The 20134-nt window shown below is 70.8% G+C and carries 18 protein-coding genes; 12 read left to right on the forward strand and 6 right to left on the reverse strand.

Annotated elements, in window-relative coordinates; all coding sequences use genetic code 11:
• Window positions 1–34: 34 nt before the first annotated feature.
• Together OWM54_RS11375 and OWM54_RS11380 are read left to right on the forward strand one after the other, a co-directional pair.
• A complete protein-coding gene (locus OWM54_RS11375) occupies window positions 35–961 on the forward strand; it encodes a viperin family antiviral radical SAM protein (protein WP_267701116.1) in 927 nt (308 codons plus the stop codon).
• Entirely contained in the window at window positions 958–1527 is a 570-nt protein-coding gene (locus tag OWM54_RS11380) for a hypothetical protein (RefSeq protein ID WP_267697516.1), read from the forward strand. The genes OWM54_RS11375 and OWM54_RS11380 overlap by 4 nt, the downstream gene beginning before the upstream one ends.
• 77 nt (window positions 1528–1604) lie before the next feature.
• Here OWM54_RS11380 and OWM54_RS11385 read toward each other — a convergent pair whose 3' ends face one another.
• Both OWM54_RS11385 and OWM54_RS11390 read right to left on the reverse strand, forming a co-directional pair.
• On the reverse strand, window positions 1605–3263 hold the full coding sequence (locus OWM54_RS11385) for a lamin tail domain-containing protein (protein WP_267701117.1): 1659 nt from the start codon (window positions 3261–3263) through the stop codon (window positions 1605–1607).
• 219 nt (window positions 3264–3482) lie between these two features.
• On the reverse strand, window positions 3483–3953 hold the full coding sequence (locus OWM54_RS11390; RefSeq protein WP_223784534.1) for a YqaA family protein: 471 nt from the start codon (window positions 3951–3953) through the stop codon (window positions 3483–3485).
• Window positions 3954–4203: 250 nt separating this feature from the next.
• On the opposite strand from OWM54_RS11390, the gene OWM54_RS11395 reads away from it, so the two are divergent.
• Both OWM54_RS11395 and OWM54_RS11400 read left to right on the forward strand, forming a co-directional pair.
• Window positions 4204–5355 carry a hypothetical protein gene (locus tag OWM54_RS11395; RefSeq protein WP_223747897.1) on the forward strand — a complete coding sequence of 384 codons (1152 nt, stop codon included), beginning with the start codon at window positions 4204–4206 and terminating at the stop codon, window positions 5353–5355.
• 37 nt (window positions 5356–5392) lie between these two features.
• Entirely contained in the window at window positions 5393–6475 is a 1083-nt protein-coding gene (locus OWM54_RS11400; RefSeq protein WP_267697517.1) for a serine/threonine-protein kinase, read from the forward strand.
• Between the two features lie 3 nt (window positions 6476–6478).
• Here OWM54_RS11400 and OWM54_RS11405 read toward each other — a convergent pair whose 3' ends face one another.
• Window positions 6479–7843, reverse strand: coding sequence for an MFS transporter (locus OWM54_RS11405; protein WP_267697518.1), 1365 nt, complete (start codon window positions 7841–7843; stop codon window positions 6479–6481).
• Between the two features lie 70 nt (window positions 7844–7913).
• Here OWM54_RS11405 and OWM54_RS11410 point away from each other — a divergent pair, with 70 nt between their 5' ends.
• Genes OWM54_RS11410 through OWM54_RS11420 form a run of 3 tightly spaced genes read left to right on the forward strand, consistent with a single transcriptional unit; the run spans window position 7914 to window position 10247 of the window.
• Window positions 7914–8858, forward strand: coding sequence for a LysR family transcriptional regulator (locus OWM54_RS11410; RefSeq protein ID WP_267697519.1), 945 nt, complete (start codon window positions 7914–7916; stop codon window positions 8856–8858).
• Between the two features lie 45 nt (window positions 8859–8903).
• The gene (locus OWM54_RS11415) at window positions 8904–9692 is read left to right on the forward strand and encodes an endonuclease/exonuclease/phosphatase family protein (RefSeq protein ID WP_223747893.1); all 789 of its coding nucleotides are present in this window, start codon (window positions 8904–8906) and stop codon (window positions 9690–9692) included.
• 39 nt (window positions 9693–9731) lie between these two features.
• Window positions 9732–10247 (forward strand): TfoX/Sxy family protein, encoded by a 516-nt coding sequence (locus tag OWM54_RS11420; protein WP_267701118.1) that lies wholly within the window; start codon window positions 9732–9734, stop codon window positions 10245–10247.
• 13 nt (window positions 10248–10260) lie between these two features.
• Here OWM54_RS11420 and OWM54_RS11425 read toward each other — a convergent pair whose 3' ends face one another.
• Entirely contained in the window at window positions 10261–11907 is a 1647-nt protein-coding gene (locus OWM54_RS11425; RefSeq protein WP_267697520.1) for an AMP-binding protein, read from the reverse strand.
• A gap of 123 nt (window positions 11908–12030) precedes the next feature.
• Window positions 12031–12900 (reverse strand): Fpg/Nei family DNA glycosylase, encoded by an 870-nt coding sequence (locus OWM54_RS11430; protein ID WP_267697521.1) that lies wholly within the window; start codon window positions 12898–12900, stop codon window positions 12031–12033.
• A gap of 163 nt (window positions 12901–13063) precedes the next feature.
• Between OWM54_RS11430 and OWM54_RS11435 the strand changes: the two genes are divergently transcribed.
• Window positions 13064–13909 carry a serine O-acetyltransferase gene (locus OWM54_RS11435; protein WP_223747890.1) on the forward strand — a complete coding sequence of 282 codons (846 nt, stop codon included), beginning with the start codon at window positions 13064–13066 and terminating at the stop codon, window positions 13907–13909.
• A gap of 44 nt (window positions 13910–13953) precedes the next feature.
• A complete protein-coding gene (cysK, locus tag OWM54_RS11440; protein ID WP_223747889.1) occupies window positions 13954–14877 on the forward strand; it encodes a cysteine synthase A in 924 nt (307 codons plus the stop codon).
• Between the two features lie 8 nt (window positions 14878–14885).
• Here the strand turns inward: cysK and OWM54_RS11445 are convergent, their stop codons facing one another.
• Entirely contained in the window at window positions 14886–16022 is a 1137-nt protein-coding gene (locus OWM54_RS11445) for an aminotransferase class V-fold PLP-dependent enzyme (RefSeq protein WP_267697522.1), read from the reverse strand.
• Window positions 16023–16175: 153 nt separating this feature from the next.
• On the opposite strand from OWM54_RS11445, the gene OWM54_RS11450 reads away from it, so the two are divergent.
• The 3 genes from OWM54_RS11450 to OWM54_RS11460 all read left to right on the forward strand — a co-directional run bounded on the left by OWM54_RS11450 (window position 16176) and on the right by OWM54_RS11460 (window position 20133).
• Window positions 16176–17711 carry a cytochrome c gene (locus OWM54_RS11450; RefSeq protein ID WP_267697523.1) on the forward strand — a complete coding sequence of 512 codons (1536 nt, stop codon included), beginning with the start codon at window positions 16176–16178 and terminating at the stop codon, window positions 17709–17711.
• Window positions 17712–17974: 263 nt separating this feature from the next.
• Window positions 17975–19261: a LamB/YcsF family protein gene (locus OWM54_RS11455; RefSeq protein WP_267697524.1), complete on the forward strand. Its 1287-nt coding sequence runs from the start codon at window positions 17975–17977 to the stop codon at window positions 19259–19261.
• Window positions 19261–20133: a biotin-dependent carboxyltransferase family protein gene (locus OWM54_RS11460; RefSeq protein ID WP_267697525.1), complete on the forward strand. Its 873-nt coding sequence runs from the start codon at window positions 19261–19263 to the stop codon at window positions 20131–20133. Before OWM54_RS11455 ends, OWM54_RS11460 begins: the two co-directional genes overlap by 1 nt.
• The last annotated feature ends 1 nt before the right edge of the window (window position 20134 follow it).

Below are 20134 nucleotides of genomic sequence, written 5' to 3' on the forward strand. Positions count from 1 at the left end.
GACCTCCACTGGAGGCACCATGGACCCCTGCGCAATGCAGCCCGCGACCTCGACGTCGGTCGCACACCCCGCCACACCGCCGTCCGTCAATTTCCACCTCTGGGAGCCGTGCAACATGCGTTGCCGGTTCTGCTTCGCCACGTTCCAGGACGTCCGCCGGGACGTCCTCCCCAAGGGACACCTCCCTGAGCAGGAAGCGCTCCAGGTGGTGTCGGTGCTGGCGTCACGGTTCCAGAAGATCACCTTCGCGGGAGGCGAACCCCTGCTGTGCCCCTGGCTCCCGCGACTGGCCGCGATGGCCAAGGCCCACCACGCCACCACCATGTTGGTGACGAACGGAAGCCGGCTCGACTCCGCCATGCTCGAACGCCTGCGCGGTGTCATCGACTGGGTGACCCTGAGCATCGACAGCATCTCGCCCGACACACACGCCCGCTTGGGTCGAGCGGTCCATGGGAAGGCCTTGACGCCCCAGCAATACCTGGACATCGCCGAGCGCGTCCGTGCGGCGGGGATTCGCCTGAAGGTGAACACCGTCGTCACACGGCTGAACGTGGACGAGGACCAGACCGCCTTCATCCGCCTGCTGAAGCCGGAGCGCTGGAAGCTGCTGCGGGTCCTCCGCGTCGAAGGCCAGAACACCGACCCGGGCGAGGGCCAGGAGCCCCGGAATGTGGAGGACCTGCTCTGCGCGCCCGAGGACTTCCACCGCTTCGTCGAGCGCCACCGCAGGCTCGAGGCCGACGGCATCGTCCTGGTGCCCGAGGACAACGAAGACATGCGCGGCAGCTACGCGATGGTCGACCCGGCGGGACGGTTCTTCGACAACGTGGAGGGAGGACACCACTACAGCGACCCCATCCTGCGCCGAGGCCTGGACGCCGCGTGGTCCCAGGTCCGGTTCCATCCCGAGCGATTCCTGGGCCGCGATGGCTTCTACGATTTCGGAGGTGAGTCATGAGCCGGCCCTTCAGCCTCATCTGCCTCGCGGGCGTCTCCGGGGCGGGCAAGGACACGCTGGGCCAGTTCATGGCGGAGCGGTACGACTTCGAGCGCGTGGCCCTCGCGGACCCCATCAAGGCCGCGTTGATGGGACTGCTGCAACTCGACCCCGAGCAACTGTGGGGTGAGCGCCGCAACAAGGTGGACGCGAGGCTCGGCCGGACGCCCCGGGAGCTCTATCAACGCTTCGGGCAGGCGTGCGTGGAGCTGGACCCGGACGTCTGGCTGCGCCCCTTCCGACTCCGGGTCGACGCCATCCGTCGCGGGGGAGGACGCGTCATCTGCACGGACCTGCGGACCCGAGCCGAATGGCAGGCCGCGCGCGAGCTGGGGGCGTCCATCTGGCTCATCGAACGCCCTGGCGCGGGAGCACCCGGTGACCTGGCCAGGCACGCGACAGAGACCCAACTCACGCAGCAAGGGCACGATGCGTTCGACGTGGTCCTGAGAAACGACGCGACGCCGCAGGCCCTCTACGACACGGTCTCCCGCATCCTCACAACTGGCGGCGCATCGCGAGGATAGCGCTCGTCGGGTGGGGACCCGCGACCCGCGTCCCCACCCGACAGTCCCTCTTCACACCGAGGGGGCGCGGGCCCGCATCAGAACGCCGCGCCGCTCACGCGCCGGCCCGGCGAGGACGTCAGGCTGGACAGGCTGGTGTGCAGCACGAAGGTGGCGGCCGAGCCCAAATCCGGGCTGCGGTTCGCGGACACCCCGTCCGTGCCCGACATCGCCGAGGACAGCACCGCCGTGTCCACCACGGTGCCGGAGGCGTTCTTCACCGTCACGGTGTCACCGCTGTTCGACAGGCCCAGCGTGCCCGTGGACGCACCCACCGCGTTGGGCGTGCCCGAGGGGATGCCCGCCGCGCCGCCGAACACCACGATGACGCCGCCCGCCGGCACCGTCGTCCCGCTGGGGAACGTGTGCCGCACGCTCGCCGCGTCCGACACCGTCCACCCCGCGATGCTCAGCGACGCCGTGCCCGTGTTCACCAGTTCCACGAACTCGCCGCTCACGTCCGAGCCCGCCTCGTTCACCAGCACCTCGTTGATGAGGAGCGTCCCGGTGCCGCCGCCGCCCGTGGAGATGGAGAAGGCCGCGTCGCTGGTGTCCGTGATGCTCGCGTCGGACGTGTCCGTCACCCGCACGCGCGCCGTGGTGCTCGCCGTGGTGGGCAGCGTCCAGGCGAGGCTCCCCGCCGAGGCCGACGTGCTCGACGACAGCGTGGTCCACGTGCTGCCGTTCAGCGTGTACTCCACCCGCACGCTCGACACGCCCGAGGACGTCCAGGAGATGGAGCGGGCGCTGCCCGTGGTCCAGCTCTCACCGCCGTTGGGCGACGTCACCGTCAGGCTGGAGGACACCGCATCCCCCGGGATGAGGAAGTCCTTGATGACGCCCATGTGCTGCATGCCGGACGCGCCGCTGTCGCCCGAGAGCGCCGGGGCAATCTCGCCGATGGGCGAGTACACGCGCGTGTCCACCACCAGCCCGCTGGAGAACGTGCTGCCCCCAATGACCACCGCCGTCTGGTACGGCCGCAGGTCGCTGTCCACCAGCACGTGGTCATACGGGCTGTTGCGGCCCGCGTTGGTGTTGGTGTTGCCGTTGCGGTCCGCCGGATACGGGCTCGCGGTGGTGACCACCTGCGACAGGGTGCCGAAGCACGACTCGGAGCGGCTGCCCGTGTTCAGGTCGCCGCCAATCACCAGGTAGTCCCCCGCGGGGATGTTCGCCTGGATGCGGCTGACCAGGCTCTGCGCCTCCGTGTTGCGCGTGCTGGCGTTCGCCGTCAGCAGGTGCACGCTCACCGCCCACAGGTCCTTGGGCCCGGGGATGTCGATGCGCGCCCAGGCGAAGTCGCGGTTGCTGACCTGCGGGTCGTCCCACTCTCCCGAGGCGATGATGGGGTAGCGGCTGATGATGCCGTTGGGAATCTGCGCGCCGGACTCGCGGTAGTACGAGAAGCCCGGCCCGAAGGCGGTGTCCACGAAGCCGCGGAGGTCGGCGGCGGAGTCCGTCTTGTAGTTGAACTCCTGAATCATCACGATGTCCGCGTCCGTGCCCTGGAAGATACGGATGCCGTGGCCCGGGTCGTAGTCCTGCCCGTTGCCACTGGAGAGGTTCGCCGCCATCAGCCGCAGGCGCACGTTGGCCAGCGCGTCACCGCGCTCACCGAGCGACGTCTCCTCCGAGGGCGCGTCCGACACGGGCGCCTCGCCACCGCAGGCGGCGAGTCCCAGGAAGAACACCATGAGCCAGTGGCGCCATGACGACAGCGCGCGCGTCGAGACTGCGAGGGTGTTTCGCACGAGGTCCAGTCCTGCTCCCGCCAGTGGGAGCGGTTGAGGGTCGGCAACGAATGCTGAACGGGTGGGCCAGACAGGCTTCGCCTGGAACCACGGCCTCAACTTACCTTCCGGGACTGACGGAAATACTGGCGAAACACGATTGAAACATGACGAGACGTCGCCCTACAGGGCAGCGGCGGTGGACAGGGCGACGAACGCGTAACGCAGGCCCTTGCCCAGCGTGACGAAGACGACGAACGGCAGGGGCCTGACGCCCACCATGCCGCCGGCGATGACGAACGCGTCGCCGACGATGGGCATCCACGACATCATGAGCGCGGGCGCGCCCCAGGTGCGCAGCCGCGCCTCGACGCGCTCCATGCGCGGGCCCTCCTTCTCACGGCGGCGCGCATACCAGCGTCCCAGCGCTCCGCCTCCGCCGCGCGCCACCCACAGCCCCAACAGGTAGAGCGACACCGCGCCCAGCACGTTGCCCACCGTGGCCACGCCCGTGGCGAGCATCGGCGGAGCGCCGCCATAGATGAGCGCGGCGAGCAGCGCCTCGGAGGGCACCGGCACCACCGAGCCCGCGAGCATCGCGACGAAGAAGAGGCCTGGGAGCCCCCAGGCGGAGAGGAATGAGGCGTCTGGCATGGAGAGGTGGGTGCGAAGGACCCCGGCAGTGTGCCATGTGCACACGCAGGCTCGCAGCCTCCGCGTCCAGCCCGCCTGCCCCCACCGGGGGTGAGCCCGGGCCCGCAGGAACTGCGTGCCTGCTCCCGGGCGCGCAGGAAATGCACGGCGCGCAGGTGGCTGGCGCCTGGGTCCCCGAGGGAGGACAGGCCTCGGCGCACGCCTTGCTACGGGGAGGGGACATCACCTCACCGTGAAGGAACCCCGTCTCATGAGCAGCAGCGACCATCCCGCATCGGGCTTGAGCAACGACCTGAGAATCGTCCCCGTGGAGATTGCTCCCGAGACGTTCTGGGTGGGCAAGCGGGAGCCGGGCAACATCTTCTACGCCAACCCCTATCTGAGACGCTTCCGGGGAACGGACGTGAAGACGCAGCGGGCCTCGGAGTTCAACCTCCTCATCGACCCGGGCTCGAGCAGCGACTTCTCCACCATCCACACCAAGGTGACGTCGCTCATCGGAGGGATGGAGCGGCTGTCGGCCGTGTTCATCAACCACCAGGACCCGGACGTGGGCTCGTCGGCGAGCATCATCTCCGCGCGCTATGCGCCTCGCGCCGGCATCCTCTGCTCGGAGGACACCTGGCGGCTCATCGTCCACCAGAACCTGCCGCGCAACCGCTTCATCGCCACCGAGAAGTTCTCGCAAGGGCTGAGCGTCCCCACCGGGCACAAGCTGCTGCCGGTGCCCTCGCCCTTCTGTCACTTCCGGGGCGCGGTGATGCTCTACGACCCGCAGACGCGCGTGCTCTTCACGGGGGATTTGTTCGGCGGGCTCACGGACGCCAACGCGAAGGGGCTGTACGCGGACGAGTCCGACTGGGCGGGCATCCGCGCGTTCCATCAAATCTACATGCCGGTGAACGCGGCGCTGGCGCGCACGGTGGCCACCATCCGCAAGCTGACGCCGGCGGTGGAGATCATCGCGCCGCAGCACGGGCGCGTCATCCGGGGGCCGCTGGTGCAGCAGTTCCTGGAGCGGATGGAGCGGCTGCAGGTGGGCCTGGACATCATGGACGAGGCCCAGGACAGGACGCACATCCAGGCCTGGAACGCGGTGGTGGACCGGGTGCTGGCGCTCGCGCGGGGCTACCTGGGCGAGTCGGTGGACGTGAAGCTGGGGGCCAGTGACGAGCTGTCGGACACGTCGACGTTCGAGGGCAACCGGCTGGTGGTGAACCGCCTGGGCAAGTGGACGGTGGAGCACGTGGTGGACGTGCTGTGCAAGGGTGAGCCGCCGGAGATCGCCGGCCCCATCATGGTGGAGGCCACCAGCGCGGCGGCGGAGTACAACCTGCCCACGCCGCACCTGGACATCGAGGGCGCGGGAGCCCCCTCGCACATCTCGCTGCTGGACCCCTGAGCCGCGGCACGGGCCAACGGACACCGAGGGAGGAGCGGTGGGCTCGACGGAAGATGACGCCGGGGGTGTGGTGTACCTCGGCGGCGTGCAGGAGACGAAGGTGACGGGCGGCGTGACGCCGCCTCCCGCGCCCGAGCTGTCGTGGGGTCCCGCGCCGACAACGCCTCCGCCCCCGGTGTCCCTGGGCGAGACGCTGCGCGCTTCGACGCCCGTGTCCCCGCACGGGACGCTGCTCCAGGGAATCCCCACGCCCGCGCCGCTCCCCGCGGCGCTGGTGCGAGGGCTGATGCCGGGGCAGGTGGTGGCCCAGCGCTACCGCGTGGAGCGCTGGCTGGGCGCGGGTGGGAGCTCCACGGTGTACGAGGCGCACGACCTGCTCGAGCGGCATCGCGTGGCGCTCAAGGTGCTGGCGACGCCGCACGCGGACGCGGCGACGGTGGCGAGGTTCCGACAGGAGGTGGAGCACGCCCGGGCGCTGGAGCACGTGAACATCCTGCGCGTCTTCGACGTGGGGATGGATGGGGAGCGGCACTTCCTCACGGTGGAGTTGTTGGACGGGATGGACTTGCGCCAGCGGATGCTGGAGCGGCGCCCCACGCTCTCGGAGGCGCTGCGGTGGCTCACGCACGCGGCCGTGGCGCTGGAGCACGCGCATGGACGGGGGGTGCTGCATCGGGACGTGAAGCCGGCGAACCTGTTCATCACGCGCGGTGGGGTGTTGAAGCTGATGGACTTCGGCCTGGCGAAGAGCGCGCATGTGGCCGGGACGACGGCGCAGGGGACGGTGCTGGGGACGCCCGAGTACATGGCGCCCGAGCAGGTGATGGGCAGTCCCCCCGTGTCGTCCGCGACGGATCTGTATGCGCTGGGCATCGTGGCGTACGAGCTGCTCACGGGGCAGTTGCCGTTCCGCCATTCGGACCCGGTGCCGCTGATGTTCCTGCACGTGCAGCAGGCGCCGGTGCCGCTGACGACGCTGCGGCCGAACCTGCCGGGGGCGTTCGAGCGGGTGGTGCTGAAGCTGCTGGAGAAGCGCCCCGAGGACCGCTACGCCAGCGCGACGGAGTTACGCTCGGCGCTCGCCAAGCTGTGGCCGTTCGCGCTCAAGGAGTCGCACTGAGGCTCAGGCCTCGCTCGTGGATTTGCCGGGAGCGGCCACGGCGAGCCCCAGGGCGACGACACCGGCCAGCCCGCCCGCGATGGCGAACTGCAAGGCGAAGTGGCCTCGTGCCAGAGCCAGCGCGGCCACCGTGAGCGAGCCTCCCAACAGACGCGTCGCGTAGAGGCTGCTCGTGACGATGCCCCGGTGGTGCCAGGGCGCACGCGACTGCGGGCCGATGAGCGACGTGCTCGCCGCGGGGCCCAGCCCCATGCCCAGCACCGCGAGCGAGGCGAGCGCCGAATACGTGCCCCACCCGTACGCGGCCGTCAGCGCGAGCAGCCCGGCGCCCGTCGCCGCCACGGCGAAGCCCACGCCCGCGCTGAGCCGCATACCGCCTCGCACCAGCAGCTTCACGCCGAACGTCGACCCCACGGACCATCCCAGCAACATGGGCAGCAGCGTCAGTCCGGCGACGATGGGCGTCTGTCCGCCCTGCTCCGTCATCCACAGCGGCACCCACGCGGCCATGCTGTAGAGCAGCGCGCCACCGGCGATGCCTCCCGCGACACCGCTGAGCACCGTGCGGTCCTTCACCAGCTCCATCGGCAGGAGGGGCGCGTGGGACTTGCGCTGCTGGAGCACCAGCCCCGCGCCCAGCACCACCGCACCCAAGAGGCACAGCCACCTGAGCTCCGCGTGCCCGGGCTCCAGTGAGAACAGGAGCATCGCGGCGGAGGTGCCCGCGAGCACGGGCCCCCAGCGGTCCAGCTTCACGTCCGTGCGGCGCGGCGGGTCTCGGTACGAGAGATACAGGAGCAGCGCGGCGAACAGGCCCACGGGGACGTTGACCAGGAACACCCACCGCCACGACGCGTGCATCACCAGCCAGCCGCCGATGAGGGGGCCCACCGCGTTGCCCGCGCCCCACGCGCCGGTGAACAGGCCCTGCACGGCGGCGCGCTCGCGCAGCGTGTAGAGGTCCGCGCTGATGGTGAGCGTGGTGGGCTGGAGCGCGCCGGCTCCGAGCCCTTGCAGCACCCGGAAGGCGATGAGCGCGTGCACGGAGTCGGCGAGCCCGCACAGCGCGGAGCCGACGAGGAACAACCCCATGCCCGCGAAGAAGACGGGCTTGCGGCCGAGCCGGTCCGCCAGCTTGCCGGAGATGAGCACGCCGACGGTGGAGGCGAAGAGGAACGCGGAGAAGACCCACGAGTAGAGGTGCTGGCCGCCCAGCTCGCGGGTGATGGTGGGCATGGCGCTGGTCACCACCGTGCCCTCGAAGGCGCTGACCACCAGGGCCAGCAGCACCGCCCCGGTGGCCGTCCGCCTCGCCACCCCGGGCCGAGCGGAGGGCACCGGCTCTACCGACACACCGCTTCCATCCATTCCGAACGTGTAACCGGGGGCTGGTCATGCGGAAATCGCAACTTCCGCATAGAGTTCTTGCCGAATCCGCATGACTCGAGACCAGCTCCAGGCCTTTCTCCGAGTGGCACAAGAGGGGCGCCTCTCTCCGGCGGCCAAGGGACTGGGACTGTCCCAGTCCGGACTGTCCCGGCAGCTCCAGGCGCTCGAGGCGGAGCTGGGCACCCGGCTGCTCGTCCGCACGCCCGCTGGCGCGGTGCTCACCGACGCGGGTGAACGCTTCCTGCCCCATGCACGACGTGCACTGGACGCACTGGCCGCGGGCACGTCCGAGCTGGAGCGATTGTCGGGGACGCCTCGCGGCCCCGTGTCACTGGGGACGCTGCACACGGTGGGGGCGTACCTGCTGCCGGACATCATCCCGACGTTCGCGCGGAGATTCCCGGAGGTGCGCCCCCGACTCAGCGAGGGCATGAGCACGGCCCTCGAGGACAACGTGGTCCGAGGCGTCCTGGACCTGGCCATCGTGTCGTTGCCGGTGCGGCACACGGACCTGGTGGCGCAGAAGCTGTGGGAGGAGGTGCTGGTGCTGGCGGTGCCGCGTGGGCATCGCCTCACGAAGGTCACCCGGCCGCTGTCCTTGGCGGACGTGGTGGAGGAGACGTGGGTGGTCATCCCCAGCATGAGCGGGACGCGGGCGCTGGAGGCCGAGTGCGAGGCGCGCGGGGTGACGCCCAGGCTCGCGCTGGAGACGGACAACGCGGAGGCGATGCGGCGCATGGTCGAGCGTGGTTTGGGCGTGGCGCTCATCCCGGAGTTGATGGCGCGGGACCACCAGTCGCGCGGCTTCGACGTGGTGCCGCTCGCGAAGAGCGGGCTGAAGCGCCAGGTGGCGCTCGTGCATCGGGGCGAGGGCTACCTCACCGCGGCGGCGCGCGAGCTCAAGTCGTTCATCGTGGAGAGCGTGCGAGCGATGCCCGAGCCATGGGGGGCGGGCAGGCGCGCGGGAGCGGCCTCGGGCTCGCGGGTGCGGTAGCTTGGCGAGCCCACAGAAGCGTCCTTGAGGCGAGAGAGGAGATTCATGCCGCTGAAGGTGATGACGTTCAACGTGTTGCAGGGAGGCGAGGAGCGGTTCGACGACATCGTCACCTTCCTCGCCCGGAACGCACCGGACGTGCTGGTGCTCCAGGAGTGCCTGGGCTGGGACGACGGCGGGAGGCTGCGCCGGGTGGCCGAGGCGCTGGACGTGCCGCAGGACGAGGCGCACCTGGTGCTGGGACAGTCCCGCTCGCGGCCCAGCGGGCGGTGCTACCACGTCGCGGTGGTGAGTCGCCCTCCCCTGCGCTCGCTGCGCATCCACAATGACCGGCACTTCCTGGGCCACTGCATCGTCGAGTGCGAGCTGGAGGCCAGCGGCCCGGTGACGCTGTTCGGCACACACTTCGACGCGCACCACGAGAAGCTGCGCTACGTGGAGGCGCGCTACCTGCGCTCCCTGCTGGACGCGTCCCGGTTCCGCGAGGGGCAATATCTGCTGGTCGGCGACCTCAACTCGCTGTCGCGCAGGGACCCATATCCGGTGGACCTGGAGGACCGGCTGCGGCGGGCGGGCACGGACAAGTATGGACATCCACCGCGCTTCGACGTCATCGACGACATCGAGGACTACGGCTGGGTGGACACGCTGCCGACGCGGGCGGCTTCGACGCGTTGGGTGACGGCGCGGCGCAACCGGGGCGGCGTCACCATCGACTACCGCACGGACTATGTCTTCGCCTCGCCGCGCATGGCGGAGCGACTGGTCTCCGCGGAGGTCATGGACGTGGGCGACACGTCGGACCACAACCCGCTGGTGGCGACCTTCCGCTAAGAAGCGGCGCCAGGGAAACGGAGGAACACGGTGGCTCGAATGGACAGCTTCGTGGAGTACACGGTCGAGTTGTTGGAGAAGCTTGGCCCGGTGCAGGCCCGGCGGATGTTCGGCGGCTGGGGGCTGTACTTCGGCGGGCGGATGTTCGGCCTCATCGGCGACGGCCAGCTCTACTTGAAGACGGACGAAATCTCCCGACCGGAGTTCCAGGCCGCGGGCTGCCGTCCCTTCGTCTGGGAAGGCGGGGGCCAGCGCATCGAGATGAGCTACTGGACGCCGCCCGCCGACGCCAGCGATGACGCCTACGCGCTGCTGCCCTGGGCCCGTCGCGGCGTCGACGCGGCGACCCGGGCCGCGCTGAAGAAGGCACCGAAGAAGAAGGCTGCCGCGAAGAAGACTCCTGCGGAGCCCGCGAAGAAGGCCGCCGCTCCACGCAAGGCCACCAAGACCCCGGCGAAGAAGGCTCCCGCCAAAAAGCCCTCGGCGAAGAAGAAGCCCGCCGCGAAGAAGGCCTCCACCGCGCGCAAGGCGAAGCCTTCGTCACGCCGTCGGTGAGCCCGCGCGCCGCTCAGGCGGTCTTGATGTCCGCCGCCGTCTGCAACCCCAGCTCGGCGACGGAGACCTCGCGCATCCGGAACTTCTGCACCTTGCCCGTCACCGTCATCGGGAACGCATCCACGAGCTTCCAGTAGCGCGGAATCTTGAAGCTCGCGATGCGCCCGGTGCAGTGCTTCGTCAGCTCCTCCGTCGTGAGCGCCACGCCCGGCTTCGCCTTCACCCAGGCCATCACCTCCTCGCCGTACTTCACGCTCGGCACGCCGATGACCTGCGCCTCGCTCACGCCCGGGTGCGTGTGCAGGAACTCCTCCACCTCGCGCGGCGAGATGTTCTCCCCGCCCCGGATGATGAGGTCCTTGATGCGGCCCACGATGCGCACGTAGCCGTCCGCGTCCATCGTCGCCAGGTCACCCGTGTGCATCCACCCCGCGCGGTCCACCGCCTTCGCCGTGGCCTCCTCGTTCGCCCAGTACCCCAGCATCACGCTGTACCCCCGAGTGCACAGCTCCCCCGCCGTCCCGCGCGGCACCACCTCGCCCGTCTCCGCGTGGACGACCTTCACCTCCAGGTGCGGATGCACGCGCCCCACCGTCGACACGCGCTTGTCCAGCGGGTCATCCAGCGAGCTCTGCGTCGACACCGGTGACGTCTCCGTCATCCCGTAGCAGATGGTCACCTCGCGCATGTTCATCTTCGACTGCACCTGCTTCATCACCTCCACCGGACACGGCGAGCCCGCCATGACCCCCGTGCGCAGCGTGGAGAAGTCGAACTCGCCGAAGCGCGGATGGTCCAGCTCCGCGATGAACATCGTCGGCACGCCGTACAGCGACGTGCACTTCTCCGCCTGCACCGCCTGCATCACCGCCAGCGGCTCGAAGGCCTCCCCCGGAATCACCATCGTGGAGCCGTGTGACGTGCAGGCCAGGTTGCCAATCACCATCCCGAAGCAGTGGTAGAACGGCACGGGGATGCACACCCTGTCAGCGGGGCCGTACTTCAGCGCCTCCCCGATGAAGTACCCGTTGTTGAGCACGTTGTGGTGCGACAGCGTGGCCCCCTTGGGGAAGCCCGTCGTCCCGGACGTGTACTGGATGTTGATGGGGTCATCGAACTGGAGCGACGCCTCGCGCGCCTCCAGCGTGTGCCCGCTCACGTGCTTCGCGTTGGACAGGAGCAGCTCCCAGTCCTCGTCCAGCACCAGCGCCACGCGCAGCTCGGGACAGCGCGGACGCACCTGCTCCAGCATCGACTTGTAGTCCGTCTGCCGGAAGCCCTTGGACAGCAGGAGCACGCTGGTGCCCGACTGGTTGAGCGAGTACTCCAGCTCCGCCGTGCGATAGGCCGGGTTCAGGTTGACCAGGATGGCCCCGATGCGCGCCGTCGCGTACTGCGTCACCACCCACTCGAAGCGATTGGGAGACCAGAGCCCCACCCGGTCCCCCTTCTCCACGCCCATGGCCAGCAGCCCCTTCGCCACCTGCGTCGTGGTGTCCCACAGCTCACGGTACGTCGCCCGGTAGCCCTGGGAGACGACCACGAGCGCCTCGCCGTCCGGGTACCGCTCCACCGTCCGCCGCAGGTTCTGCCCGATAGTCTCTCCAAGCAGCGGAGTGGAACTGGTGCCATGCACGTACGAGGGAGGCAGTGGGCTCATGCCGGCATCGTCACGCCGTCCATCGCGGTGGGCAAGCCTCACCGACCTCGCCTGCACACTCCCCATCGTCGCGCAGGAATTGCGCGGCACCTCACCGGGCCGTCGAGCGGGCGGTCCGCTTCTTCACCTCGCGCCGCGTCGCTTCTCCTGGACCGCGCGAGCCTTCTTCTTCGCGACCCGAGGTCGAGGCACCGCGTCGACGCCCTGGCACTCCGCGCAGAAGAACAACCCGCGCGCCGCCAACTCGCGCCTCCGCACCTTCGCGCCACAGCGCGGACAGGGCTGTCCCTCGCGGCCATACACGCAGAAGCGCTCCGCGCGCTTGCGCCCCGCCACACACTCCGGCACCCGCGGCGCGCCCGGCGTGACGATGTGTCCGTCCCGAGACGCATCCGACAAGAGCCGCTGGAGCACATCCCACAGCCTCGCGAAGTCCGCCTCGCTCAACGCGCCCGCCGGCAACAACGGAGGAAGCCTCGCCAGGAACAGCGCCTCCGCCCGGAGGATGTTGCCCACGCCGGACAGCCGCTCCTGGTCCAACAGCGCGAGCGCCAGCGGCATCCGCCCCCGACACAGCTTCTCGCGCGCCCGCTCGGGCGACGACTCCGCGCGCAGCGGGTCCTCTCCGAGCCTCGCGCGGAGCTTCGCCTCGTCCTCCGCCGTCAACAGCTCACAGGCCTGCGGCCCGGACAGGTGCAGCGTCGCGTGGGGCGAGGACAGCCGCAGCCGACAGGCCGGGGACGGCGCGGGCGCCTCGCTCCGGAAGTGGCGGATGTTCCCGAACAACCCCAGGTGCACATGCAGCCGCACCTCGCCCTCGAAGCGATAGAAGAGGTGCTTGCCGTGCGCCTCCACCGCCTGGAGCACCCGCCCGGACACCACCCGCGCCCCGTCTCCGAAGCGCCCCTGCGGCGAGTCCGCCGTGAAGCGCCGGCCCGACAGCCAGCGGCCATGGACCCGCGCCACCCGGTGGATGATGTTCCCTTCTGGCATCCCCCTGGGTAACCCCCGGCCCTTCCAGGCGCCAAGGCTCCCCTGCCCCCCGCCCGGGGACCGGCCGGGGCGGCGCCCCTGTCCACTGGGCTCCTCCCCACCACCGAATCGGGCGTTCCCCTGATGCGCGCTCACCACGCACCGCATTAAAAGGGGGAGGTTCATGGAAGACTCAAACGCCAGGCTGGTCGCCGCGCTGCTGGAGGCCCGACAGCGCCACTGCTTCCCCCCGGATGTGCGGCGGGCGGCTCCCGAGTTCGTCGGACAGGTGCTCGGACTGCTGTTCCCCCACTTCGCCGAGCGCCTGGAGTGTACCGCCGCCGCCGTGCGCCGGGACGTCACCACCGTGGAGGCCAGCCTCCACCGCCTGCGCGAGACGCTCGCCCCGCTCTACCCCGACATCAACGCCAGCATCCCCACGCGCTTCATGGAGCGGCTGCCGGAGCTCTACGACTGGCTGCGACAGGACTCGCAGGCCATCTTCGAGGCCGACCCCGCCGCGCGCTCCGTGGACGAGGTCATCCTCACGTACCCGGGCTTCCTCGCCATCGCCATCTTCCGCGTGGCCAACGCGCTGCACACGCTCGGCTTCCCGCTGCTGCCGCGCCTGCTCACCGAGCACGCGCACCAGCGCACCGGCGTGGACATCCACCCGGGCGCCACCATCGGCCGCAGGTTCGTCATCGACCACGGCACCGGCGTGGTCATCGGCGAGACGACGCTCATCGGCAACAACGTCACCGTCTACCAGGGCGTCACGCTGGGCGCGCTCATGGTGGAGAAGGCCCTGGCCGACAAGAAGCGCCACCCCACGCTCGAGGACGACGTGGTGGTGTACGCCAACGCCACCATCCTCGGCGGGGAGACGGTGGTGGGGCGCGGAAGCATCGTCGCGGGCAACGCCTGGCTCACCCAGAGCATCCCCCCCAACTCGGTCGTCACCCGCCGCAGCGAGATTCGCCCCCGAGGGGCCGACGGCGCCATGGACGCCATCGAGTTCCACATCTGAACGCTCCCGAAGCACCCACCGCGCAGCCCCCGACGAGGCCCGACATGAAGGCGAACAACATCCTGGAGACCATCGGCAACACGCCGCACGTGCGTATCAACCGGCTGTTTCCGTCTCGCGTCACGGTCCACATGAAGCTCGAGCGCGCCAACCCCGGCGGCAGCATCAAGGACCGCATCGCGCTCTCCATGATTGAGGACGCGGAGAAGCGCGGCATCCTCAAGAAGAACAGCATCATCATCGAGCCCACCAGCGGCAACACCGGCATCGGCCTGGCCATGGTGGCCGCGGTGAAGGGCTACAAGCTGGTGCTCGTGATGCCGGACTCGATGAGCATCGAGCGCCGCCGCCTGATGTCCGCCTACGGCGCCACGTTCGAGCTCACCCCGCGCGCCCAGGGCATGAAGGGCGCCATCGCCCGCGCCAAGGAGCTGGTGGAGCAGGTGCCCGACGCGTGGATGCCCCAGCAGTTCGAGAACGAGGCCAACATCGAGGTGCACAAGCGCACCACCGCGCAGGAAATCCTGAAGGACTTCCCGGACGGGCTCGACTACCTGATTACGGGCGTGGGCACGGGCGGCCACATCACCGGCTGCGCCGAGGTGCTCAAGCAGCACTGGCCCAAGCTGAAGGTGTTCGCGGTGGAGCCCACCAAGTCGCCCGTCATCAGCGGCGGCCAGCCCGGCCCCCACCCCATCCAGGGCATCGGCGCGGGCTTCATCCCGGCGAACCTGCACACCAACGTCCTCGACGGCACCATCCAGGTGAACGAGGAGGACGCCGCCGAGTTCGCCCGCCGCTCCGCGCGCGAGGAGGGCATCTTCGTGGGCATCTCCTCCGGCGCCGCGCTGGCCGCGGTGAACCAGAAGCTGGGCGAGATGCCCGACGGCAGCCGCGTGCTGTGCTTCTGCTACGACACCGGCGAGCGCTACCTCTCCATCGAGACGCTCTTCCCCGCGCAGCAGTAGACGCGGGTTCAGCCGCCGAAGCCCCTCACCAGCTCCACCAGCCGGTCCATCTCCGACGGCAGGTTGTAGAAGTGGGGGGACAGGCGGATGCGGCCCCGGCGCACGGAGTGGGAGACGTGGTGCTCGGACAGGTACGCGCTGAGCGCCCGAACGTTGGCCCCGGGCGGCAGGAAGGTGAGGATGCCCGCGCGAAGCCCGGGCGTGGGCCCCACCTCGCAGCCCAGCTCGACGAGGCCCTTCTCCAGGCGCGCGAGCAGCTCCTGGATGCGCGCCTCGATGTTCTCCACGCCCACCTCCTGGAGCAGCTCCAGCGCGGCGCCCAGCGCGTAGAGGCCAGGGTAGGCGGCGCTGCCCTCCTCGAACTTGCCCGCGTCCGGACGCAGCTCGAAGTGGGTGCGGTTGAAGTTCCAGGCGTCCGTGGTGCTGCGCCAGCCCACGAGCACGGGGCGCACGCGCGGCAGCACCTCCTTCGCCACGTACAGCACGCCGATGCCGGAGATGCCGAGCATCCACTTGTGGCTGTCCGCGCTGAGGAAGTGGATGCGACACTTCTTCACGTCCACGGGCACACAGCCGACGCTCTGGATGGCGTCCACGCAGAACAGGACGCCGGCCTTCTCACACAGCGCGCCCACCGCCTCCAGGTCCGTGCGCACGCCGGTGGCGAACTGCACGGAGGACACCGCCACCAGCTTCGTGCGCGGGGTGAGCGCCCGGGCCACCGCCTCCACCGTGACACCGCCGGACGGTGCCTCGATTTCGCGCACCACCACGCCCCGGTCCGCCAGGTGCTGCCAGGGATAGACGTTGGAGGGGTACTCCAGCGACGTGGCCACGGCCACCTCGTCCCCGGGCTTCCAGTCGAGCCCCTCCGCGACGAGCCCCAGGCCATGGCTGGTGTTGCGCACGAAGGCCATCTCGCCCGGCTCCGCGTTCAGCAGGCGGGCCGCCAGGGCGCGGATGCGCTCGCAGTGGGCCTCCCAGCCCCGCTCGTGCTGGATGCCATGGTGGACCAGGTCCTCCATCCACCCGCGCACGGCCTCGGCGGCGCGCAGGCTGGTGGGGGCCACTCCCGCGTGGTTGAAATAGAGCTGCTCCTGCAGCACGGGGAACAGGGCACGGTAGGACTCGAGAGGGCGCGTCATCCGCGCGAGTCTAGCCAGGAGCCCGGCCAGCCGGGCGGGTGACGTTGACACTCCAAGGAGCTGCCCGTTCACCCGAGAGCAGGAGCCCCCCTCCCGGGACGGTGGGTGGATGGGATAAACATCGGGCCCCGGTTCCAGGAGAGAGGGCAGCACATGCGACGCGAGGTCCGCGGTGTCGTGAGGAGCATGGTGTTGGCGAGCGTGTTGCTGGCCGGATGTGCCGGCACCGTCAAGGCGCCCTATCCCAAGCTCCAGGCGGACACCTCGCCCGCGGCCATCGCGCGCGGCGCCGCCATCTTCCACGCGAGCTGCGAGTCGTGTCACCGCGGCGGTGACAACGAGACGGCCTCCGGCGCGCCCCTGCACGAGCTGCCGTCGTACATGGGGAAGTTCCACGCCTCCAACCTGACGTCCCATCCCACGGCGGGCATCGGCTCCGCGACGGACGAGGAGCTGGCGCGCGTCATCCGGTACGCGGTGAGCCGGGATGGCCGGCTGATGGTGATGCCCAGCTACGGGATGGGGGACAAGGACCTGGCGGCGGTGCTCGGGTTCCTTCGCTCGGGGCATCCGCTCTTCACGCCGGACCCGACGCCCGCGCCCCGCTCCGAGTTCAGCTTCATCGGCGGGCTGGGCTTCCGCATCATCACCGGCAACGAGCCCATTCCCCGTCCGCCGCTGGGAATCCCCGTGCCGGAGAAGGCGGCCACGCTGGAGTACGGCCGCTACATGGCGCATGACGTCTATGATTGCGCGTCCTGTCATACGCCGGGCTTCAGCCCGCGCAAGACCGAGGGCGACGAGGTCTTCTCCGGCGGCATGTCCTTCAAGGACCCCGAGGGACAGGACGTCGAGTCGAGCAACATCACCTTCCACGGGACGGGGCTCGCGCACTGGACGCTGGAGGACTTCACCCGCGCGGTGAGGGACGGCATCGCGCCGGACGGGTCCGCGCTGCGCTCGCCCATGCCCCGCTTCCGTGGGATGGACGCGGTGGAGGCGCAGGCGCTCTATGACTATCTGCGCTCGGTGCCGCCCAAGAAGAACCACGTGGATGGCGCCCGCCCGCGCCTCACCGCCACGTCCGTGCGCCCCACCTGGGTGACGAAGCTCCATGGCGCCGATGACGGTGCGGAGGGCGATGAGGGCGCCGAGTCGACGACCGTGGCGGAGGCGGCGTCTGCCACCACGACCGGTACGGGCACGGCATCTGCTGCGTCGACGACTGGCTCCGTCGCGGGCACGACGCCGCAGGGCCCGGCCACCACCGCGGCGGGCACGGCGACTCAAGGCTCGGCCACCGCGGTGGCCTCGAACACCGTGGCGGGTACGACGTCGCAGGGCCCGGAGACAACGCGCCCCGTCGCAGGCACGCAGGCTCCCGCCACCACGCCCCCCGCGCCCCGCAGGCCCCGGCCCGCGGCTCCGAAGGTGGACGCGCCCAAGCTCTTCACGCAGCTGGGCTGCGCGGGCTGCCATGCCCCCGGCGCCCGCTACCACGAGCAGATTGCCCGCGCGTCCCGCCGCTCGGACACCGAGCTGGTGCGCTGGGTGCGCAACCCGGAGCAGTTCCAGCCCGGCACCCCCATGCCCACGTACGCGGACCTGCTCGACGAGCGCACGGCGCTGGCCCTGGTCCGCTGGGTGAAGTCCGGTGGCCCCGCGACGCTGGCCCCTGTCGCCCACTGAGCCCACCGCGACGCACGGCGAAGCCACCTCGCGCCCCGCGTGCCAGCCGCGCGGCATAATTCGCGCGAAATGACCCGAGAAAGCACGCCCCCACGTATCTGGGTTGGAAGTTCCTCGGGGTGTCTTTCGACAACACCGGGGCACGCGCCACCCCGGTGCCATCCGGCCCCTGCCCCGGGGTGGCGTGTGTAATCTTCCGAGTCCTCGCTGCGCTTCCCGGACAGAGGGCTGCGTCCGGGACGCGGCTCGCATAGCGTGGACGCATGACGGAGTGCCTCCTCAACATCGACCTGGGTGAGCTGCCCGACGAGGATGAGCGGCTCTACGCGCTCGCCCACGTGGCCAACATCGCCTGCGGCGCCCACGCGGGCGACGATGCGTCCATGCGCCGCGCGCTCGCCCTGTGCGCACGGCATGGCACCCGCGCCGGCGCGCATCCGTCCTACGAGGACCGGGAAGGCTTCGGACGCCGCGCGCTCGACGTGCCCCCCGAGGCGCTCCGTCGACAAGTCGCCCACCAGTGCGCCCGCCTGGCCCGCCTGGCCCGCGAGGAGCGCCTCCCCGTCAGCCATGCCAAGCCCCACGGCGCGCTCTACCACGCGGCCAATGCCTCACCCGCGCTCGCCCGCGCCGTGGTGGAGGGCATCGTCGAAGCGCTGGGCACCGGCGTCACCCTCATCGGCCCGCCCACGGGCGCGCTCGCCGACGCGGCGACCGACGCGGGCCTGTGCCTCGCGCGCGAGGGCTTCGCCGACCGAGGCACCCTCCCGGACGGCTCCCTGATTCCGCGCGGCCAGCCCGGCGCCGTGCTCACCGACCTGGCCAGGGTCCGCGAGAACACCGTGCGGCTGGTGACGGGCGGAGGCGTCGACACCGTCTGCGTCCACGGCGACACGCCCGGCGCGGTGGAGCTGGCCCGAGAGGTGCGCACGACGCTGGAGGCCCTCGCCCTGCCCCTGGAGCCCCTCGGCGACGGCGCGCTGCGCGTCGTGCTCCCCGCCGGAATCGAGCGACGCGCCGCGCGCGACGTGCTGCATGCGCTCGAGGGCGTGGTGGACGCCGTCGTCACCGAGGAGCACGCGTGCGTGTACTTCGACCCCGACAGGCCGCCCGCGGAGCCTCGACTGGCCCTCGCCCGGCTGCTGAGGGAGCCCGTGGCCACGCAAGCCGCCGCGCTCGTCACGCTGCGCGTGCGCTACGACGGCCCCGACCTGGAGAAGGTCTCCGAGCGGACGGGCCTCTGCGTCGACGACGTGGCCCGGCTGCACACCGCGCGCGAGTACACGGTGCGCTGCGTGGGCTTCCTGCCCGGCTTCGCGTACCTGGGCGAGCTGGACCCGAGAATCGTCGTGCCCCGACTGCCCACGCCGCGCACGCGCGTGCCGGCGCTCGCGGTGGGCATCGCCGGAGGCCGCACCGGCGTGTACCCGTTCGCGTCCCCCGGCGGCTGGAACCTGATTGGCACGGCGCTGGACTTCACGGCCTTCCACCCGGACCGGGGCGCGGTACTGCAGCTCGGTGACAGGGTGCGCTTCGAGCGGGTGGACTGATGGCGGGCTGGTTGGACATCACGGCGATGCGGGCCCCCGCCACCGTGCAGGACGGCGGCAGGCCCGGACAGATGCACCATGGCGTCCCTCCCGGCGGAGCGGTGGTGCCGGAGCTCTTGGCGCGCGCCAACCGCGCGGTGGGCAACCGCTGGGACGCCGCCGCGCTGGAGTGCCTGGGCGCGCTGGAGCTGCGCGCGCGTGGCGCGCCCCTGCGCGTCTCGGTGGATGGCCATGAGCCCCACGCGCTCGATGAAGGCGAGGTCCTCCGCGTCCCCGCCTCCGAGCGCGCCAGCGTCAGCTACGTCGCGGTGGCCGGCGGCGTGGACGTGCCGGTGGTGCTCGGAGGCCGGGGCACGCTGCTGGTGGCGCGGCTGGGAGGACATGAGGGGCGGATGCTGCGCCCGGGAGATTCGCTGCCTGTCGCGGACGCGCTCTCGCTCGCGATGCCCGTGGAGGGACCATGGGAGGCGGCGGGCCCCATCCGCCTGACGCTGGGCCCCGACACGCGCCACTTCGACTCGCTGATGGCGGCCTCGCTGCTGGGCGGCACCTTCACGGTGTCCAGCGCGAGCGACCGCGTGGGCATGCGGCTGCAGGGGCCCGCGCTCGCGCACGGCGACGAGGGCGCGAGGACCTCACGCCCCATGGTGCGCGGCGCCATCCAGGTGACGCTGTCGGGCGAGCCCATCATCCTCGGACCGGACCACCCCACCACGGGCGGATATCCCGTCATCGCCACCGTCATCCGCGCGGACTGGGGACGGCTGGGAGCCCGGCGCGCGGGCACGTCCGTCGAGTTCCAGGCGGTGAGCCCGCGCGAGGCCCGCGAGGCCTGGCGCGAGCACGCGCGGCGCTTCCACGCGGAGAGCTGAC

Source organism: Myxococcus sp. MISCRS1, assembly GCF_026626605.1.
In the GTDB taxonomy this organism is placed as follows: Bacteria; Myxococcota; Myxococcia; order Myxococcales; family Myxococcaceae; genus Myxococcus; species Myxococcus fulvus.

Bases quoted from the DNA above. Each gene is read 5' to 3' on its own strand.
- OWM54_RS11375 (WP_267701116.1), top strand. From the start codon at position 35: ATGCAGCCCGCGACCTCGACGTCGGTCGCACACCCCGCCACACCGCCG.
- OWM54_RS11380 (WP_267697516.1), top strand. From the start codon at position 958: ATGAGCCGGCCCTTCAGCCTCATCTGCCTCGCGGGCGTCTCCGGGGCG.
- OWM54_RS11385 (WP_267701117.1), bottom strand. From the start codon at position 3,263: ATGGTGTTCTTCCTGGGACTCGCCGCCTGCGGTGGCGAGGCGCCCGTG.
- OWM54_RS11390 (WP_223784534.1), bottom strand. From the start codon at position 3,953: ATGCCAGACGCCTCATTCCTCTCCGCCTGGGGGCTCCCAGGCCTCTTC.
- OWM54_RS11395 (WP_223747897.1), top strand. From the start codon at position 4,204: ATGAGCAGCAGCGACCATCCCGCATCGGGCTTGAGCAACGACCTGAGA.
- OWM54_RS11405 (WP_267697518.1), bottom strand. From the start codon at position 7,843: ATGGATGGAAGCGGTGTGTCGGTAGAGCCGGTGCCCTCCGCTCGGCCC.
- OWM54_RS11410 (WP_267697519.1), top strand. From the start codon at position 7,914: ATGACTCGAGACCAGCTCCAGGCCTTTCTCCGAGTGGCACAAGAGGGG.
- OWM54_RS11415 (WP_223747893.1), top strand. From the start codon at position 8,904: ATGCCGCTGAAGGTGATGACGTTCAACGTGTTGCAGGGAGGCGAGGAG.
- OWM54_RS11420 (WP_267701118.1), top strand. From the start codon at position 9,732: ATGGACAGCTTCGTGGAGTACACGGTCGAGTTGTTGGAGAAGCTTGGC.
- OWM54_RS11425 (WP_267697520.1), bottom strand. From the start codon at position 11,907: ATGAGCCCACTGCCTCCCTCGTACGTGCATGGCACCAGTTCCACTCCG.
- OWM54_RS11430 (WP_267697521.1), bottom strand. From the start codon at position 12,900: ATGCCAGAAGGGAACATCATCCACCGGGTGGCGCGGGTCCATGGCCGC.
- OWM54_RS11435 (WP_223747890.1), top strand. From the start codon at position 13,064: ATGGAAGACTCAAACGCCAGGCTGGTCGCCGCGCTGCTGGAGGCCCGA.
- cysK (WP_223747889.1), top strand. From the start codon at position 13,954: ATGAAGGCGAACAACATCCTGGAGACCATCGGCAACACGCCGCACGTG.
- OWM54_RS11445 (WP_267697522.1), bottom strand. From the start codon at position 16,022: ATGACGCGCCCTCTCGAGTCCTACCGTGCCCTGTTCCCCGTGCTGCAG.
- OWM54_RS11450 (WP_267697523.1), top strand. From the start codon at position 16,176: ATGCGACGCGAGGTCCGCGGTGTCGTGAGGAGCATGGTGTTGGCGAGC.
- OWM54_RS11455 (WP_267697524.1), top strand. From the start codon at position 17,975: ATGACGGAGTGCCTCCTCAACATCGACCTGGGTGAGCTGCCCGACGAG.
- OWM54_RS11460 (WP_267697525.1), top strand. From the start codon at position 19,261: ATGGCGGGCTGGTTGGACATCACGGCGATGCGGGCCCCCGCCACCGTG.